Genomic DNA, 17,525 nt, shown 5'->3' on the forward strand with positions numbered 1-17,525 from the left:
GATCACTGATTACTGATTACTGATTACTGATCACTGATTACCGATCACTGATTACCGATCACTGCCTCCTATTGCCTGACCTTGTTCACTCCACCGGCTTCCCATCCGCATCAATCAATCTCACCTCCCCGAAACCCAATTCTTTCAGCGTGGGCTCAACTTTGGCCCGATCGCCGACCACAATCCATGTCACTTGATTGGGACGTAGCAGTTTTTTAGCCGCTCTAGAGATGTCGTTCAATTTTAAGTTACGCAGCTTTTCTGGATAGGTCTGGTAATAATCATCGGGCAACCCATAGGTGATGAGTTCAGCGATCAAGCTCCCAACCGCTCCGATCGTCTCCCAGGAACCTGGCAGGCCGAGGATTTCATTTTGTAGCACCTTATCCAATTCTTCCGGGGTTGCTGGTCTGGCGCCAAGGATTTCCATCATTTCCTTTTTCATCTCTTGGAGTGATTCCTTAGTTTTGTCGCCTTGAATTGAGGTATAAGCGATGAACGGTCGCTGTCCTCGAGCAGATACGATCACACTTCCAGCGCCATAGGACCAATGCTTGGCTTCGCGAAGGTTCATATTGATCCGAGAGGTAAAGGTGCCTCCGAGAATGGAATTCAGCATATTCATCGCCAGATCATCTGCATCTGCTTTAGGTGGCGCAATATGTCCTGCCAGAATGACGGATTGAGGCGAACCTGGTTTGTCGATCAAATAGACAGTCGAGCTCGACGGATAATCGACCGGACTGATATTTTTCTTCGGTACATTGCCTGGCTTCCAACCAGCAAATAGCTTTTCCAACTTAGGAGTAATTTCACTGAGCTTAGTATCTCCAACAATCACCAATGTGGCATTGTTCGGTTTAAACCAGGTTTGATGGAATTTCGCGAGGTCTTCGGTGGTTAGTCGATTGACAGATTGTTCTGTCCCTGAGCCGGTGAATGAATTACCATAAGCATGGCCTTCACCATATAGAAATCGCGGAAAGACCCGGAGCGCCATTTGGAACGGCGAGGCCTTTTCCTGTTTGATGCGCGCCAATTGTTGTTTTTGCAGCCGTGCAAATTCTTTCTCAGGGAAAGCAGGATTCAAAATGACATCGGCGAAGATATTCAAAGAGGCATCCAAATTTTCTTTCAGGGTTGATAAATAGACAGAGGACATATCCAGGCTGGAACCAGCACTGAGCCGCGCGCCAAGCAAGGCCAATTCCTCACTGATCTGCAAGGCATCGCGCGTTTTGGTCCCTTCATCCAGCATATCCATCGCCAAGCTGGCGGTCCCGGGCAAGCCAAATTGATCCGCTGCGTATCCAGCATCCACTAGCAGATTGAAATTGACGATCGGGACAGCGTGTCGTTCTGCCAGAACAAGTTTCAATCCGTTCGATAAGGTTGCGCGCTGTAATTTGGGAAATTTGACCTCAGGGGCTGGCCCAGGTTCTGGCAATTTAGAGCGATCCACCTTGGATTCGCTACTTTGGTAACTTGGGAATGGATGGACCTCTAGGATATAAACGCCATCGGAGAGCCAGCGTTTGGCCGTCTCCAAAAGATTTTGGGCTGTCGCCTCGCGGACGCGCTTCAGGGTGGTTTTATAGTAATCTGGACTGCCACCGAATACTTCGTTTGTGGCTAAAATATCCGATTTGCCGCCAAATCCACCAATGCGTTCGATGCCGCGCACAAAGCTGGCGATAAATTGACTCTTTACACGCTTCAATTCCGCTTCCGTAGGTCCTTCGTCCAGAAACTTCTTCAGCTCCTCATCCAAAGCCTTCTCTACCTTCTTCAGATCCTCACCTGGCTTGGCCGTCGCTTGAACATAAAACAAGCTGGCGATCTCACGTTTATCAATATATGAAGCGACATCTGTGGCAATTTGATCTTCGTAAACCAACCGTTTGTACAACCGAGAAGTTTTGCCAGATGCCAATACATCGCTCACCAGATCGAGGTAATCGGCGCAGGGCGTCCCCCATTGCGGCACATTCCAGACCTTATAGATCCGTGCTTGCGGCACTCGATCCTCAACACTTTGGCGAATCGTCCCAGTTCGTTTCGCAATGAACGCCTTATGCTTGGCAACAGGCGGCCCTGAAGGAACGCTGCCAAAATAGTATTTCACCTTTTCCAGTGCAGCTTTGGTATCGACATCGCCAGCAATGGAGATCACCGCATTGGCCGCGCCATAATAGGTTTTAAACCATTCATGCACATCTTCCAGAGAGGCTGCATCGAGATCCTCCATCGAGCCGATCACCGTCCAGGAATATGGATGACCGGCTGGGAAACAGTTCTTCGTGACCAATTCGTCCACGATCGAGTAGGGCTGATTTTCATATTGGCGCTTCTCATTCTGCACCACGCCGCGCTGTTCATCCAGCTTGGCCTGATCGATGGCGCCAATGAGGTGGCCCATGCGATCCGATTCCATCCACAACGCTAAATCGAAAGCAGAGATCGGCACGTTCTGGAAATAGTTTGTGCGATCCTCGTTGGTGGTGCCATTCAGGTCCGTAGCACCCACCTTTTCCAGCGGCTTAAAATAGTCATCGTTATAATGCTCGCTGCCGTTAAACATCAGATGCTCGAACAAATGCGCAAAGCCAGTCTTGCCTGGCTTTTCGTTCTTGGAGCCGACATGATACCAGATATTCACCGCAACGATGGGTGCCTTGTGATCCTCATGGATGATCACCGTCAACCCATTATCCAATACAAATTTTTCATACGGGATATCGATCTCTTGAGCAGCGGATTTCATCGGCAAGAGAGATAATAAAAATAACAATAGCAATGTTGGAACAAAAATAGACAGAGGTGTTTTGCGAAGCATCATATTTCCTCCCTAATCAAGTTTAAATTTGTAATGGTTGATTTTGAAGCGTATTACGTAGCAAGCGATATTTTGTTGCCAAACAATTTCGACGAGCTTTAAAACTGACTTCCAGGACGCGAGATGAGCTATTTTTATTCTATCTATTTTCAATTGCGCCGTGTGCTCGTATCTTAGGGCTTCAGATCGAGTTTATGCTTATGGGTTTAACCAAAATCGATAAAATAATCAGTATCCACGTTCATTTGAGTCGATTTGCAATAGCACTATTCAAGGCTCTGTTTTCGTTCAAGACCTATTTTTATTTGGAGCATGTCCCCCTTCACCGCCACGAATCCAAATTTGCTCTCGAAATCCTGAAAGTTGAAAGCGTTTTTCGATTGGTCCAGCACTTTCAAATAAGGATCAAGATGCGCCATAAGATGCCCAAATGCAGATTGAGCATCGGCCTCTGATGCATAGCGGATGAGAATCAACTTATATCGCCCCAGATTTGGATCTTTATAATCGCCAACCACACCAAAGATTTTGCCCCCCAATTTAAGCACATCCCCTTCTCCAAACGTGAAAATCGGTTGCAAGGCATAAGGGCCACGAATAATCAATTCCGATCCAGTGATCAGATGCTCTTTCGGCAAAAGATCGAACAATCTTACTGGCCGCTCTGAAGGGATGAACCGCAAGGTCTGACGACTCAGCTCTCTCATGATTGGGATCAGCTTTTCATCCCCAGCGAAGCTGTTTACCTGAATGAAGTAGCTTCCTTTCACAATGGTAAATTGGTATTTATTCCCAGAGTTTCTGGCATCGATCTTTTCAATTGGGGTTTCTTCGCCGCATTTCATTAAATAAATTCCCAAGGCTGCCTCGGGGCTATCCATTTGATACACTTCTAAAACCATTTCCTTATCTTTTTGCCGATAACCCTGCACGAGTAATTCCTTAAACCCGAATTCCAAAAAAAGCTCTGCCCCACCATCGATGTAATTATACAAATCGTTCCCTACAAAACGGAGCGTCCTGCCTGAGGTGGTCCATCCGACCACGAAATTATCATCGGGAAGGATGATGCCAGCATGGCAATCAACGGCAAGCCAGAGGATAATTATTGTCAGTAACGGTGCTTTTTTCATAGCTGTCTATCCATACAAAAATTTGAAAATCTTTGAAAGAAGCGTGGGAGAGTCAGAGCATGGGGGTATTGGAGTTTTGGAGCATAATGCCAGATAGCCATCACTCCATTACTCCATCGCTCCATTCTCCTCTAAAAATTAGAACTAAACACGCAGGTGCTGAATCTTTTGCAAATCCACGATTCCCAGACCCAGCCGCTCAGCATAACGCAAGTATTCAGTGAAACGGGGATGTTCATTGACATTTACGTTCATGGCTTTTCTTTTTTGCAGCATGAGATTGTGGCAGACCATGTCCAATGCAAATGGATCGGTCGCAAAAAACAAGGTGTTGTAAAGATAAGTGAACTTGGCGTTCGACATTGGCCCACCATCGTACTGAGCGCGCAATCCATCGGTGATGTTCAAAACCAATTTATCGCGAATAACTGGAAAAGCCAAAACTTCAGTGCAGACGTCGAAAAATAGCGGACGATGCAGCCGATTGGTATTACAAATTGCCCCATAGCCAAGATTTTTCGTGGCCATCGAGATGCCGTTACCGGTATTTTTAAACACTGGGACATTAATGATCTTGGTCAACTTTTGGGTGAGCAGCTTACCGAAATAGGAATATTGCCCATTGAACACATGCTGGTTCAAATAGGCCTTGTCTTCCTTGGGACCATCGACATCCGCCCAATAATAGACACTCATATCGAAATTTTTGGCGCTGACATGCGTGCCATCTGGATTCAACCAACGGCTGTCGTCCTCTGCTTTGCCTTCGGCTGCAGCTTCATCCATCGTCTGCAGTCCCTCAATTCCAATCCCTGGGTATCTTTCTTTTGTAAACCCTGCATCAACAAGCATGTAATCGAATCGGTCCCAAATGATGATATTTTCGGGTTTGATACCGTTGCTAATCAACCAATCGATAATGGCATCCACGACCTCGAGCCGAGTACTGATGAGACCGGGTCCCACTGGATTGACCTTGATCCCAACCACGTCATCCTTTTGAAAGAAGAGCTCAAAGCTCTTTTTCAGGTCATGACCAGTCAAACTTTGGATTCCGATCGCAATCATCTGTTTGACAATCTCGGCATTGATTTTTTCCTCTGTCATGGCGCTGGGGTGATGAATCTCAACGACTTTGCCAGGAAAAAGTCCTGGCAAAGAATATTTAGTTCTGGGGATACTAAGGGCCTCTTGGATATTGGTTTTAGGCCTGACAGGCTGTTGCGGTTTTTGAGCATCTTGCGCCCATAGAGTTGGATTCCCAAGCACAAGTCCAGCGCTGGCTGCTCCCAGCCTTAAAAAATCACGTCGCTTGATTTGAATTGGGTCGGGCATCGACCGATAGCCTGATTTTGATTGGCAGGACATTCAATTCTCCTTAAAAATGAGACTTAAATTTCTAAAATGAACTCAAACGGCACAAGCAAAAAACTTTTGCCCCACAAGAAACACGGAATAGCGCTAAAGTGCGAGCTCGAATAATAGTTTTTGTGCTCTCTCGTGTGCATCGTGGGGCAATTTTTTTATCTTAGAATTTCAGGTGAAATATGAGTGTTCGAAAAACCATCTGCGTTGGCTTACTTGATCGTGCTCAAAATTTCCCGAATCGCAACATTAGAATAGCGCTTGGACCGCTGAGGTCTTGGTTGCTGCTCAATCGAGAGCCTTCCTCCACCCCGGTGATATATCGATAGCTGGCGCCGGCACTGAGTCTGAACCAAGTGGTCACATTGAGGTCGAGCGTCGCTCCAGGTTCCAAAACGAACAGGGCATCATTGGGCATATCCCCAAAGGTAATATCTCGCGCTTCGTTTCGATATTGGATGGCTCCGGCACCGATGAGCGTATGGAAAGAGAAATGAAGCAATTTATCGGAATTGACCACCCATTCGATCTCCAATCCACCATACCCAAAATCAAGATATTTTTCGTTCAGCGGCCCAAGTCGGTTTGCGGCCACGTAGTTCGCAAGGCCATATCCACCGCCACCGATCATCAACTTATGATCGATGATCCACCCACCGCGACCACCGACGAGTACTCCAAATTTCCCATTGATCGATGAAAATTTCACTACAGGCCCGCCAAAGCCGCCGTGATCGACTTCGCCGCTGAATAAAGTTTCTTGTTGGCTAAATACAGATGTAGCGAGCAATAGCAACATCAAGATTACGCCTGTCGTTTTCATTTTTTTGTTCCTTTCATTTTAGTTTCGGAGTTCATCGCTAAAGCAGGATTGCTCACAATCCAGCCCATTCCCTTATAGATTGGGATGTTTCAAATGGAAATCAGTCGCATCCTGATACGTTTTGGCGACCAGCAGAGTTTCAGCTTCATGGAAGAGTTTTCCGATGAAGGAAATACTCGTGGGAGAACCTTGCTCATTGAATCCATTGGGAACCACCACAGCCGGATGCCCGGTCAAATTGGTTAGCAGCAGCACATCGCCGCCATAAGACGGCGTCACAAATACATCGATTTGGGACATCAGTTTCGCCATGGCGTGCATGATCAAGGTGCGCACTCGATTGGCTTGAATATATTCGACGGCTGGGATCAATCGCGAATGACGAAACACATTGGGCCAAGCGTTTTTGATCTGTCGGACCAGCAGGTCATCTCGATTGGAACGAGTGAGATCATCGAAGGCGGCAGCAGCTTCGGCATTGAGAATGAAACGCAGAGCGCTCACAGGAAAATCGGGCAATTCAATCGGGATCAAATTGATCCCTTTTGATCGCAGCAGATCTAATACAGCTTCGTCATTGGCTTTGGCCTGATTGTTTTCACGATCCGCTTCAAATGCACTTTTTAAATATCCGATTCGCAATTTCCTGACATCCTGATTTGCGTTCCAGTTGAACGGCAAATTTACAACCGTGAGATCCTTGCCGTCTGGACCATAGATCGCATCAAACACCAGCGCGCAATCTTCGACCGAACGACAAATAGGGCCGATTTTATCCATGCTCCAACTCAACGCCATTGCGCCATAGCGACTGATGCGACCGAATGTAGGGCGCAGCCCAGTCACGCCGCAGCGGGTTGATGGAGAAACGATCGAACCGTATGTCTCTGTGCCGATACTGAAGCCCACCAATCCAGCCGCGGTTGCCGCGGCCGGCCCAGCCGAAGAGCCGCTGGATCCCTGGGTCAAATTCCAGGGATTTTTGGTCGTGCCGCCAAACCAGACGTCTCCCCAGGCTAGTTCTCCCATGGTTAGCTTGGCGATCAACACTGCACCTGCTCGCTCCAGTCGCTCCACTACCGTAGCATCATAATCCAGCATTTGATCCTTATGCGTCATTGCTCCCCAGGTGGTTCGATAGCCCTTGGTGGCTAATAGATCCTTTGCGCCCCAGGGGATACCATGCAGCGGTCCACGATATTTTCCAGCCGCAATTTCTTTGTCTGCTTGCGTCGCTTGTCGTAATGCAAGCTCCTCGGTTAATGTGATTACGCATTGCAATTTCTCATCATATCGCTTTAACCGTTCCAGATACATTTTGGTCAATTCCAGGGAACTGATTCTTTTTGTCTTGATTAATTGAGCCAGATGCGTGACTGGCAAAAACGCAAGCTCCTCTAAATTCGCCGTGACCTTGGGAGCCAAAACGCGGCTGGTTTTGATGGGTAATTTCTTGGTTTCGAACATCATCCCTGGGAGAATCGGATTGAATTGGAGAGCTGGCGGTACGCTATTGTCCAGAGGAATGGTTCTAATTTTTTCATAAGCTGCCAGATTTTCATTCACCCCCTCCACCATTAGCTCCCGTTCAGCCTCAGTGAACTTCAGACCAGCAATTGTTTCAGCCTCTTGGATCGCGGACTTGGAGATTTTTTGCTCATCTGCTTTCTGATATTTTGCCCAGAGATGCTTCGGAAATAAAGCAGAGAAAATACCAAAGCTCGACAATAAGCCACAAAACTTGCGTCGATTTAAATCCGATTGAAATAGCATAAGAATATTCCCTCCCATGATTTTACTGGCCTTCGAATAGCCGGTGATTCGCAATGAGCGCAAAGTAATCCTCTTTGTGAGAAATACAGCGAGCAATTTCCTTGTTGAATCGATTGAAGAAAAGATTCCTTACTCCAATCGGAAAAATGTGGATTAATTTCATGGAGATTATCCTAGCAGGTGGATTCGATCATGCATCCGAAAAAGTTATTTTCCCAGCTTGGGATAGAGTTCATCCCACCATTGGGGTTGTCCTTTTAGCCATTTATCGAACCACGCTAAAATAGTTTTCGTCCATTTGATTCGCTTGTTATAGTTCAAAATGTGGTGGTCCTGCCCTTCGACTTCAATGAGCTCTACCTCCCTGCCGAGCAATTTAAGTGCAGTATAAAGCTGGCGGCTCTCACCTGGCGGGACGTTGGTGTCATCCGAACCGTGCAATAACAGTAATGGCGTCTTAATCTTATCGGCATGAAACAAGGGGCTCTGCCCAATATAGATGTCTTTTCGATTCCATGGGAAGCTATTGGCTGTTGCGACGGCACTGTAGATATAGCCCCAATATCCCTCACCCCAATAGCTGGAAATGGAGCTAATGCCAGCGTGAGCCACGGCTGCGGCAAAAATATCGGTTTTCGTTAATAACAGCATTGTCATGAACCCACCATAAGAAGCTCCTAAACAACCGACGCGATGCTCATCGACGAACGGATGAGCGGCAAGAAATTTCTTTACCCCATCGATGATTTCGTCTGCCACAATCATCCCCCAATCGTTCACGTGTAGAGCTGAAAATTCCTGACCATACCCAACTGCGCCACTCGGCTGCAACACATAGACGATATATCCATTGGCAGCATAAAGGTTCTTCGGGTACCTGCCGCCAAAATCACGCGTAACTGGCGAGGTCCCACCATAATAATACACGATGCATGGGTACTTCTTGGATGGATCAAAATCTGGCGGGTAATAGACATGCCCATCGATCTCTACATTCCGCGAATTCTTGAAGGTCCAGTTTTCAACTCTGCCGAACACCACATGTCGGAAACTCTCTGCTTCAGGATCAGCCAATAAACGGAATTTTCTCGTCTTCAAATCAATGCTGAATGCTTTGGTTGGCCTGGAACTGCTGGAGCCAGAGTAGACTGCCATTGGTCGATTGAGCGCCAGATCGAAGTTGCTCAGCACTTCAACGCCAGTGTCGATCCGTTCGAACCTTTTTTTGCTCAGGTCATAACGATAAAGTTGTCGCAAAGAACGATCAGTGGTGGTGAAATAAATGCAATTTTCCAACTTGCTCCAGACTGCTTGTCCAATAGTGGGATTGAAATCGCGAGTGATTGGCTCAGCGCGGCGAGATTTTAAGTCATAAATATAAGCTTGGGTATCGTAATCATTCGGAATTTTTCCTTCAGAGACGTTGATCCCCAGGCCACCGAACATGGAAGGGCCACCTGTTACAAGTAATTTGGTGCCGTCAGGGGACCATTGCACAGTTCCAGACCAGGGGCTGGTCCATAATGTATCCACGGTCATATCGGCAAGATCGAGGATGAAAACCTCTTGCTTGGAATATGGCCGTTCGGTGAAATCTTCGTAAGAACGACTGAACAATAGCTTTTTGCTATCAGGACTTATGCTATTCAATTCGGTAGATAGCAATCCACTGGTCAGACGCTGCCGAGTACCTTGCGGAACATTAAGCCGATACAGAAAAGTGCGATTTCTCCAGCCGGATTGTCGGTCTGGCATGCCTTCTAACTTTTTTAATCCAGATTTATCTGTCTCCGATTTTTCAATTATGCTGTAAATGATAAAAGTGCCATTTGGTGCCCAAGTATGCTGACCGAGATCCTTAACCCGCTCCATAATTGCAGTTGCAGTGCCTTGGTCCAAATCAACGATCCATAACGTGGCTCCCTCTTTGCCAGAGCTTGTATACGAGAATTTTCTGCCAATGGGTGACCAGTTGACATCACTGACTTGTATTCCCCCGCGATAAGTGTTCACCAACTTGCCGTCATTCGTCCGTCGCAATTCAATCCACGATTCCGAGTCATCGCTGGGAGGTAAACTCTGGCGCATTTTGATTGCAGTCAGCTCCCCATCAGGAGAGACCGAAACCGAAACCAATTTGGGGCCATCGAGCAAATGTCTGATGGATTTTTGTTGCTGGGGCGAAATTGAAGCGATCAAGTCACTTGTTAACCATGGCTCATCCAATTGCAACGTTGCTTTTAAACGGAATGGAGAATGATTGACTGGATCCTTCAATAATTTAATTGCAAGCAAATGTTTTCCGGTCTCTAACTTGATCTCCTGAGTGATTTTTCCTGCTGCGACATCGGTGGAATCATCTTTGGGTTGTTCCGAAGATGTTTTCTCCGTCATCTTCTGACCATCGACAAATACCTGAAACAAATGATGACTATAAACCGATAATTTGATTTTCATCCATCGCTTTGCCTCGATATAGGAAGCTATATAGAACATTTGCGGAAGATCATTATTCGGCGTGGAAAATTCGATCCACCCCATCGTATTCGCAGATAAGTGGATCCATCGAAAGGAATGCGATTCGTCCCATTGAAAGACCTCGCCCTCGCTAGGCCATAGCTTATCCACGGACAAGTGCTCAAACGCTAAAAGACTTTTCATGTCAAACTGTTTGCCATTGAGGTTTTTCGTATCATGAAAAATTGGCAGCCGAGCTTCCATCGGTCCGATCCCTAACCAATCAGCAATTTGGATTTCAGATTTGTCCGATTCAGCATTGGATGGGACCAAGAACCACCAGAGGGTGACAGCAAAAATTAACAAAATTGCGGCGGTAAAATTCAAAAATCGTCTGCTCATCGATTTGCTCCCAATGAATGGAATTGGTGAAAAGTGTATTGGAGAATGACAAAAGCTCAAGGCTTTTATCGAAACACCCGATACTTTTTAACGAATCCAACTGGTTGATAGCTCATCTTTGCCTGGCGTAAGCCTGGATCGCCTAGATCTTGTTCGCGATTGATGAACTTATAATTTTCTGGCAAAATTGAAGCAAAGCATTGATTGACGAACTGATAGATACCCTTATATTTTCCCAGTGCCTTTTCGAAATGAATGACAAAGCTTTTCCCGTGGGCCAACTCTTCTCCAAGCGTAAAAGCAGCGGGCTCCCCTTCAACATAATAGATCCCGCCACACAGTTGCAGCTCCTCAGCTTTCTCCAGGGCCTCTTTATTGGCCAAATAGTCGCCAGGATTATCGCGGCCATTGCGCCATAACTCCAGAACCCGAATTGCATCAGGGATGAAATTTTCCAACAAAGGTTTTCCCTCATAGTTATAATTGTTGATAAAGGCATTGACCAAATTTTTCTTTTTATGATATTTTCTCCCAGCCAATTTGGCCAGTTCCTCCCGATCATAGAGGTAATCAAAATTATCGCGATCCTCGAGCACACGGTACCCCCAAGCCTCAAGGGTTTTCGCTTGAGCTTCCGTGGCAGCCTTCATGGATTTGTGATGATCAAAAAGCATCGCCACTTTTGTTTGATCTGGTAATCCAAACGGAAGCATAAAAAACGGCTTTCCATCATCGTTTCCTAAGATGACCAGCAGTTCATCATCAAGCTGAGATAATCGATATTGGTGCGTTTTTCGAAACAGATAAATATTCGCAAAAGAGAACTCGGAAACGCCCTCGGATAAGGTCTGAAATTTTGGATGTAGAATTGGCCTCAAATTCAGTGTAATTTCGGTTGATTCTGGATAGAGGGGTATCATAATTTGTTCTTCATGAATGAGAATTATCAACAATGTTCAAACTATTTACCGTTATTCGAATAGATCCTCACGAATGATTCCATAACCATTTTTCCCCGATGGGCCATTGAACACAACCTTTAGGGGTTCAAAAAATAATGCTTTTCAATTAATGGACAGCTATGGAACACAAAATTGAAGCGAGCGTACTTGATTCGACAAAAATTTTATGAATGAATCATAATCATAAAAATAATGCGCTAAAATACGAAATTAAAGTTACAAAATCAAGATTTCTTTTCTCAACGGTAAGATAAGCATACAACAGGATTTCTTCATCCAAAGATGATAAACAAATTCAGATTGAAGCGGTACAGTGAATAAAGCAATGCGCGGTTTGAGGAAATTTATTTTAAAATTTTCGAAATTGAAAATAATTTCTCTTGACTATTTCGATCGTTTTCATTATATTTTTATCCGCTATGAAAAAAGATAAGTCAAAAGATAGAGTGACGAAAAAGCGTGTGGGGCAAATTTCATTTGGCCGTGAAAATTATATCATTTTTTTGATCGGCATCCTCACATTGGTGTTAGGCTACATTTTTTTGGCCCAAGGTCCAGCTGATAGTTTTTGGTCACTTACTTTAGCTCCAATTTTGCTGGTGCTAAGCTATTGCGTGATTATCCCGATAGCGATTTTGTATCGCAGAAAAAGCTCTGGAGCTCAATCTGAGCCTTCTCAGCAATCATGAGAAATTGCTGGGGAACATTTGCAGGGATAATTGCGTTATGGATTCAGCATTAGATCAAAAAGAGGACGGAATTAATCAAACGGGCGATTAGCTCAGGTGGTTTAGAGCGCCTGCCTTACAAGCAGGAGGTCACTGGTTCAAGTCCAGTATTGCCCACAATCTGAAGTAATGAGAAAAACGTGAGCTTTACTATAGATCAACAAATTTAGCAAATAAGGGGTCGTGGTGCAGTTGGTTAGCACATCGGCCTGTCAAGCCGAAGGTCGCGGGTTCGAGCCCCGTCGGCCCCGCTAAAAAGGGCTATCATTCATTCTGATAGCCCTTTTTTTTCTATGGGGTGAAACGCTTTTGCCTGAAAGCATCCAAATCCATGGTCGAAATTGGGGTTACCATCTAACCGAATACAACCAAATCCAAACATGTTTAATGATGAATACGTTACCATAAGTGATGAACAAAGTGCTGAATTAAAAGTGAAGGGGTCTTTGTTCATCGGAACTGCATCTCCTGTCGCCACAATCAATCAGGCTCAAGAGTTTATCCAACGGATTTCACAAAAATATTTTGATGCGACCCATCATTGCTATGCCTATCAGCTCGGTTGGGCTTCATCTGCAGTTTATCGAATGAGCGATGCTGGCGAGCCATCGGGAACGGCTGGACAGCCGATCCTCTCGGTCATCAAAGGCAAGGGATTGACCAACATTTGCGTAATCGTGACGCGGTATTTCGGTGGGACTAAGCTTGGCAAGGGAGGATTGGCACGGGCTTACGCAGATTGCGCACATCTGGTTCTCGAGCGATGCACCATTATAACAAATTACCTTGCCCAACGATTAGAACTCCATTTTGATTATCAATTAACCAATCCAGTAATGAGCGTCCTTTCATCGTTCCAGGCAACCATTCATCGTTCTGATTTCGATCAACAGGCGCATTTGGTCACGTCGATCCGAATCAGCCAAATCGATAATTTCAAGCGCCAATTGATCGAGGCGACATCCGGAAAAATCCGAATTCAACCTGTTAGCTAAATGGAAATTCTATTCGTCATTTTGGCCCTTCTGCTATCTGCATTTTTTTCCAGTTCAGAAACGGCCTTTTTATCTGCCAGCCGGCTTAAAATCGAAGTTTTGCACCGGCGGAAAATCAAAGGCGCAAAGCTGGTCTATAACTTTATCAAGCAGCCAGAGTCATTTATCGTGACTGCACTCATCGGTAACAATTTCAGCAATGTGTTATTTACATCGCTCATTGTGCTGATACTTCGTGGATCGGTTCAGGATTTTATGCTGGTCATCATTTCTACTGGGCTGCTATTGATATTTGCTGAAATCATCCCCAAGGTCATCGCCTGGGAGTTCGCCAATCAGCTAATTCTATCTTTCGGACGTTTGCTGTATTTTTACAAAATAATTTTCAGTCCGCTCAGCTACCTCCTGATTGGTCTTTCAAACTTCCTAATGCGCCGATTCAAGATCTCCGATGAAAAGTCGATTCCACAAATTCTTACACGCAGCGATGTTCAGAAATACATTTATGAGAGTGAAAAATACGGGATCATTGAGTCGGAGGAGCGGGAGATCATCAGCCGGATTTTTGATCTGCGCACTACTCGGGTTAAAGAGACCATGGTCCCGAGAACTGAGATCATCGCAATGAGCATCGAATCATCTATCGATGATCTGATTGATAAAATTAATGAAACTGGCGTCTCCCGGTTGCCGATTTACGATAAGGACATCGACAACATTGTGGCAGTTGTTTATGCAAAAGACCTCTTTTTTAATCCTAAAGAGCTTAAAGAAATCTGCGAAGAGATTCTTTATGTACCAGAGACGAAATCCGCCTTTGAATTATTAAAGGAATTTCAACGGCAAAAAATAAGCATTGCAGTCGTGTTGGACGAATATGGCGGGACGGCTGGACTGGTGACCCTTGAAGATCTCATTGAAGAGCTTTTCGGCGAAATCTATGATGAGTTCGATCTGGACCATGAACCGATGTATATCATGGAAGATGAACGAACCATCAAAGTGGTTGGCCAGGCTGAAGTGGACGAGCTTAATGAAAAATTTGGTTTGGAAATTGAAGAGGGCGATTATACCACGATTGGAGGTTTTATTACAGATAAGTTAGGACGAATCCCTCATCCAGGCGAAAGCATTGATACTGAACGATACAAAATAATCGTCGAAAAAGCGAGTCGAAAGCGGATTATTTTAGTAAAAATAATTCTGAAAAATCTCAATCAAACGGTTTGAAATACTATTCGCCGTTGTTGAATGGCAAATATTTTGACCAGCATCATTCCAACCAAAGAGAAAAAACTGATCAGTGTCAGGGTCCAATATAATCCAATTTTGTCGGCAAGCGCCCCGATCGGCGTCATCAGTAAGCCGGATGCTCCCCAGCCCATTCCCATCATAATCGAAGATACTAAGCTTGCCTGCCGAGGAAGGATCTGCTGTCCCAAAACAATGTTAACTGATGTCGATAATTGAATAAACAAGCCCAACAGCGCTAGACAGACCAGATTGCTTCCCATTGGAAGATTAATAAACCCCAATGCACATGGCAAGACAGTAACAAATGAAAGCTGCAACGTTTTTTTGCTGCCGATCCGATCGAACAAATAGCCTCCGATCAGAATTCCTGTCGTCGTGAAAAGTTGGAAAATGGCCAGCGCAGTTCCGCCGAACACATGGCTCTCCCCTTTTGACGTCAAGTAGAGGGGAATAAAACCAGCGAATGATTGGACCATGGTGGCTCGAATCACGACCATCAAATAGAGATTGATCAATAATAACCGATTTAGTTTGGAGCGGTTTTGATGCTGACTCATTGGTTCGCTGATCACAGGATCCGTTTTCCGAGCCAGAAAAAATTGACCAGCGTAGATCGAGAAAATAAGCGATAGCAACATGGTAAAAATGGCGGATTTGATACCATAGCGATCTGTAATCGGGATAATCACAAGACTTCCCAGTGCAACTCCCAATGCTCCAGCCATATTGAATACTGACATTGAAAATCCCTTGCGACAATGATTCACGGTCCCCACGGCAGCAGCACCAGCGGGGTGAAACATCGCTGTCCCGAGGCCGCTCATGACCAAAATCAGGATCAATGTGGAATAACGATTTACCCAACCGAGCAATCCCATAAAGATTGCGGTTATTAATGGGCCAAATACCAGGAAGTAATTTCGGGACAATCGATCTGAGATGACACCAGTGATCGGCTGAACCAGTGAGCTGGAAATCGAGAAGATCGATAATAACAATCCTGCAAGTGCCAAAGATAAATTCAATTTCACGACAATAAGCGGCAACAGCGGAGCTAAAAAGCCGTTATAGAAATCCGTGGTAAAATGACCAAATGTTACCAGCCAAAGCTTTTTCTGATCGGATATGGTAGCAATATTTTTCTGATGCTTGTGGACCGTTTTTATCCTCCAGATGCATCATGTAATGCATTCTCCCCCATCTTCTTATCTCGATGATAGCTCGACATCACCCGAGATTGCGTTCTTCAATCTGCCTATTGAAGTAAGTCTATGGCGATCAATACCGACAACCGGGCGAAATCCACCAATTGCAGCAGTTCGATATACTCATTGGCGATATGGGCTGTATCTCCTCCTGGCCCCCAGCCGACTGTAAGAACACCATGCTGAATTAAATTTTTGGCGTACGTGCCGCCGCCCATTCCCATCGGGGTTGCAATGAAACCCAACTCCGATTCGGTATATTTTTGAATCAGCTTTACCAATTCATTATCAGCTGAAACGCTAAAGGGAAGACTTTCTGATAAAATTTCGACTTGAAAATTGCCACCGGGAATTCGATCGATGCACCGATGGATCTGGTCCAATACCCCAGTTCGATCCATGCCGGGGACCGTGCGAATATCCAAATAAATCGAACAATTTGCTGGGACCACATTCGCAGCAACCCCGCCATGGATCTCGCCAAGATTTAAAGTCGGGCCTCCTAACAGGGGATGAGGGTGGTATTCGAATTGAAGCTGTTCTAAAAGAGGGATCAGTTTCGCCATCATGAAAATGGCATTGATCCCCTTTTCTGGGGTTGAGCCATGGGCCTGCTGACCAAAAGCAGAGATCCGAATCACCATTCGGCCCTTCTCAGCGATGTCAATTTCTCTCATTTCATGCCCGATATCAGGCACAATGGCGTGAGTCGGATTGATCAGTCGCCCCTCCAACAGATAGCCGATGCCATAATCAACCCCATTTGGGTCAGCAGCCTCCTCGTCCGCCAGCGCAGCGATGAGCAACTGCCCATTCAATTGTTGATCCAGCTCCAACTGTTTGATCACTGCCGACGCCAACAAAATTGCAGCTAAAGGGCCTTTGTTATCATTCGTGCCACGGCCATATAATTTGCCATCCTTCACCACTACATCGAATGCATTGTGCTCCCAACCTTCTCCTGCGGGAACAACATCCATGTGCGCCGGCAACAACAATCTCTTGCCGCTGACATTTTTCCCCAGCTTGCCGATAATGTTTGGCCGTTCTCGCTGTCTGGCAAATTCGTCGAAGGGAATACCAAGTCGCGATAACTCCCGTTTAACAATCTCTGCTACCCGATATTCCTCTCCACGAACCCTTAAATAGGGATGTTCTGGCAATTTCTCTGGAATCACATTCACGGTCCGTTGCCTAACCATCTCGGTTACCAATTCGATGATCCGCTGCTCAATCGCTTTGCGATGGTCTTGAAAATACTGATTAATCTTTCTATGTAAGTTCATACTCACCTCATTTTTTTCAAAAAAATTCTATCGGCGATAACCGCATTTGAAAAACATTGGATCGAAAACTCTAGATCATTTCATTTTTCACTATCACTTCCTGGTCACCTCTTTCTTCCGGCATTCATTAATCTAAAAATCGCATTTGCATCGGCAAATGATTTACAAGATGGTTGGTGAAATCACCGATGCGAACACTATTTTCAACAGGCTCTCTAAATAGGCGCTGGCCTGACGCTTGCTATTTTAGTACCGATCTCAACGAATTGGACTGCTTTATCAGGTAAGCACCTGGTCAATTTTTCC

12 protein-coding genes and 2 tRNA genes are annotated in these 17,525 nt (G+C 45.5%); 5 read left to right on the forward strand and 9 right to left on the reverse strand.

The window, feature by feature from the left end; translation table 11 throughout:
• Positions 1-85: 85 nt before the first annotated feature.
• The 7 genes from ONB37_04085 to ONB37_04115 form a co-directional block, all read right to left on the reverse strand.
• The gene (locus ONB37_04085; GenBank protein MDZ7399329.1) at positions 86-2,836 is read right to left on the reverse strand and encodes an insulinase family protein; all 2,751 of its coding nucleotides are present in this window, start codon (positions 2,834-2,836) and stop codon (positions 86-88) included.
• Between the two features lie 266 nt (positions 2,837-3,102).
• Positions 3,103-3,969, reverse strand: a complete 867-nt coding sequence (locus ONB37_04090) for a hypothetical protein (GenBank protein ID MDZ7399330.1) — start codon at positions 3,967-3,969, stop codon at positions 3,103-3,105.
• Between the two features lie 144 nt (positions 3,970-4,113).
• A complete protein-coding gene (locus tag ONB37_04095) occupies positions 4,114-5,337 on the reverse strand; it encodes a DUF362 domain-containing protein (GenBank protein MDZ7399331.1) in 1,224 nt (407 codons plus the stop codon).
• Between the two features lie 223 nt (positions 5,338-5,560).
• A complete protein-coding gene (locus ONB37_04100; protein ID MDZ7399332.1) occupies positions 5,561-6,157 on the reverse strand; it encodes a hypothetical protein in 597 nt (198 codons plus the stop codon).
• A gap of 72 nt (positions 6,158-6,229) precedes the next feature.
• Complete coding sequence (locus ONB37_04105) at positions 6,230-7,930, reverse strand: amidase (protein MDZ7399333.1); 1,701 nt, start codon at positions 7,928-7,930, stop codon at positions 6,230-6,232.
• 207 nt (positions 7,931-8,137) lie between these two features.
• Positions 8,138-10,789, reverse strand: coding sequence for a S9 family peptidase (locus ONB37_04110; protein ID MDZ7399334.1), 2,652 nt, complete (start codon positions 10,787-10,789; stop codon positions 8,138-8,140).
• 65 nt (positions 10,790-10,854) lie between these two features.
• Positions 10,855-11,709, reverse strand: coding sequence for a DUF2156 domain-containing protein (locus tag ONB37_04115; GenBank protein ID MDZ7399335.1), 855 nt, complete (start codon positions 11,707-11,709; stop codon positions 10,855-10,857).
• A gap of 461 nt (positions 11,710-12,170) precedes the next feature.
• Between ONB37_04115 and ONB37_04120 the strand changes: the two genes are divergently transcribed.
• From ONB37_04120 to ONB37_04140, 5 genes are all read left to right on the forward strand, one after another.
• Positions 12,171-12,440 carry a DUF3098 domain-containing protein gene (locus tag ONB37_04120; GenBank protein MDZ7399336.1) on the forward strand — a complete coding sequence of 90 codons (270 nt, stop codon included), beginning with the start codon at positions 12,171-12,173 and terminating at the stop codon, positions 12,438-12,440.
• Between the two features lie 81 nt (positions 12,441-12,521).
• Positions 12,522-12,596 (forward strand) — tRNA-Val (locus ONB37_04125).
• Positions 12,597-12,656: 60 nt separating this feature from the next.
• Positions 12,657-12,730 (forward strand) — tRNA-Asp (locus ONB37_04130).
• Positions 12,731-12,859: 129 nt separating this feature from the next.
• Positions 12,860-13,474 carry a YigZ family protein gene (locus tag ONB37_04135; protein MDZ7399337.1) on the forward strand — a complete coding sequence of 205 codons (615 nt, stop codon included), beginning with the start codon at positions 12,860-12,862 and terminating at the stop codon, positions 13,472-13,474.
• A complete protein-coding gene (locus ONB37_04140) occupies positions 13,475-14,704 on the forward strand; it encodes a hemolysin family protein (GenBank protein ID MDZ7399338.1) in 1,230 nt (409 codons plus the stop codon).
• Here the strand turns inward: ONB37_04140 and ONB37_04145 are convergent.
• Together ONB37_04145 and ONB37_04150 are read right to left on the reverse strand one after the other, a co-directional pair.
• Complete coding sequence (locus ONB37_04145; protein MDZ7399339.1) at positions 14,692-15,831, reverse strand: MFS transporter; 1,140 nt, start codon at positions 15,829-15,831, stop codon at positions 14,692-14,694. The genes ONB37_04140 and ONB37_04145 overlap by 13 nt on opposite strands.
• A gap of 152 nt (positions 15,832-15,983) precedes the next feature.
• On the reverse strand, positions 15,984-17,219 hold the full coding sequence (locus tag ONB37_04150; GenBank protein MDZ7399340.1) for an ArgE/DapE family deacylase: 1,236 nt from the start codon (positions 17,217-17,219) through the stop codon (positions 15,984-15,986).
• Positions 17,220-17,525 lie beyond the last annotated feature (306 nt).

The sequence above is a fragment of the candidate division KSB1 bacterium genome, assembly GCA_034506395.1.
Taxonomy (GTDB): Bacteria; Zhuqueibacterota; Zhuqueibacteria; order Thermofontimicrobiales; family Thermofontimicrobiaceae; genus Thermofontimicrobium.

What these genes read in the sequence shown, in the direction of transcription:
- ONB37_04085 (MDZ7399329.1), bottom strand. Translation starts at nt 2,836, where the DNA reads ATGCTTCGCAAAACACCTCTGTCTATTTTTGTTCCAACATTGCTATTG.
- ONB37_04090 (MDZ7399330.1), bottom strand. Translation starts at nt 3,969, where the DNA reads ATGAAAAAAGCACCGTTACTGACAATAATTATCCTCTGGCTTGCCGTT.
- ONB37_04095 (MDZ7399331.1), bottom strand. Translation starts at nt 5,337, where the DNA reads ATGTCCTGCCAATCAAAATCAGGCTATCGGTCGATGCCCGACCCAATT.
- ONB37_04100 (MDZ7399332.1), bottom strand. Translation starts at nt 6,157, where the DNA reads ATGAAAACGACAGGCGTAATCTTGATGTTGCTATTGCTCGCTACATCT.
- ONB37_04105 (MDZ7399333.1), bottom strand. Translation starts at nt 7,930, where the DNA reads ATGCTATTTCAATCGGATTTAAATCGACGCAAGTTTTGTGGCTTATTG.
- ONB37_04110 (MDZ7399334.1), bottom strand. Translation starts at nt 10,789, where the DNA reads ATGAGCAGACGATTTTTGAATTTTACCGCCGCAATTTTGTTAATTTTT.
- ONB37_04115 (MDZ7399335.1), bottom strand. Translation starts at nt 11,709, where the DNA reads ATGATACCCCTCTATCCAGAATCAACCGAAATTACACTGAATTTGAGG.
- ONB37_04120 (MDZ7399336.1), top strand. Translation starts at nt 12,171, where the DNA reads ATGAAAAAAGATAAGTCAAAAGATAGAGTGACGAAAAAGCGTGTGGGG.
- ONB37_04135 (MDZ7399337.1), top strand. Translation starts at nt 12,860, where the DNA reads ATGTTTAATGATGAATACGTTACCATAAGTGATGAACAAAGTGCTGAA.
- ONB37_04140 (MDZ7399338.1), top strand. Translation starts at nt 13,475, where the DNA reads ATGGAAATTCTATTCGTCATTTTGGCCCTTCTGCTATCTGCATTTTTT.
- ONB37_04150 (MDZ7399340.1), bottom strand. Translation starts at nt 17,219, where the DNA reads ATGAACTTACATAGAAAGATTAATCAGTATTTTCAAGACCATCGCAAA.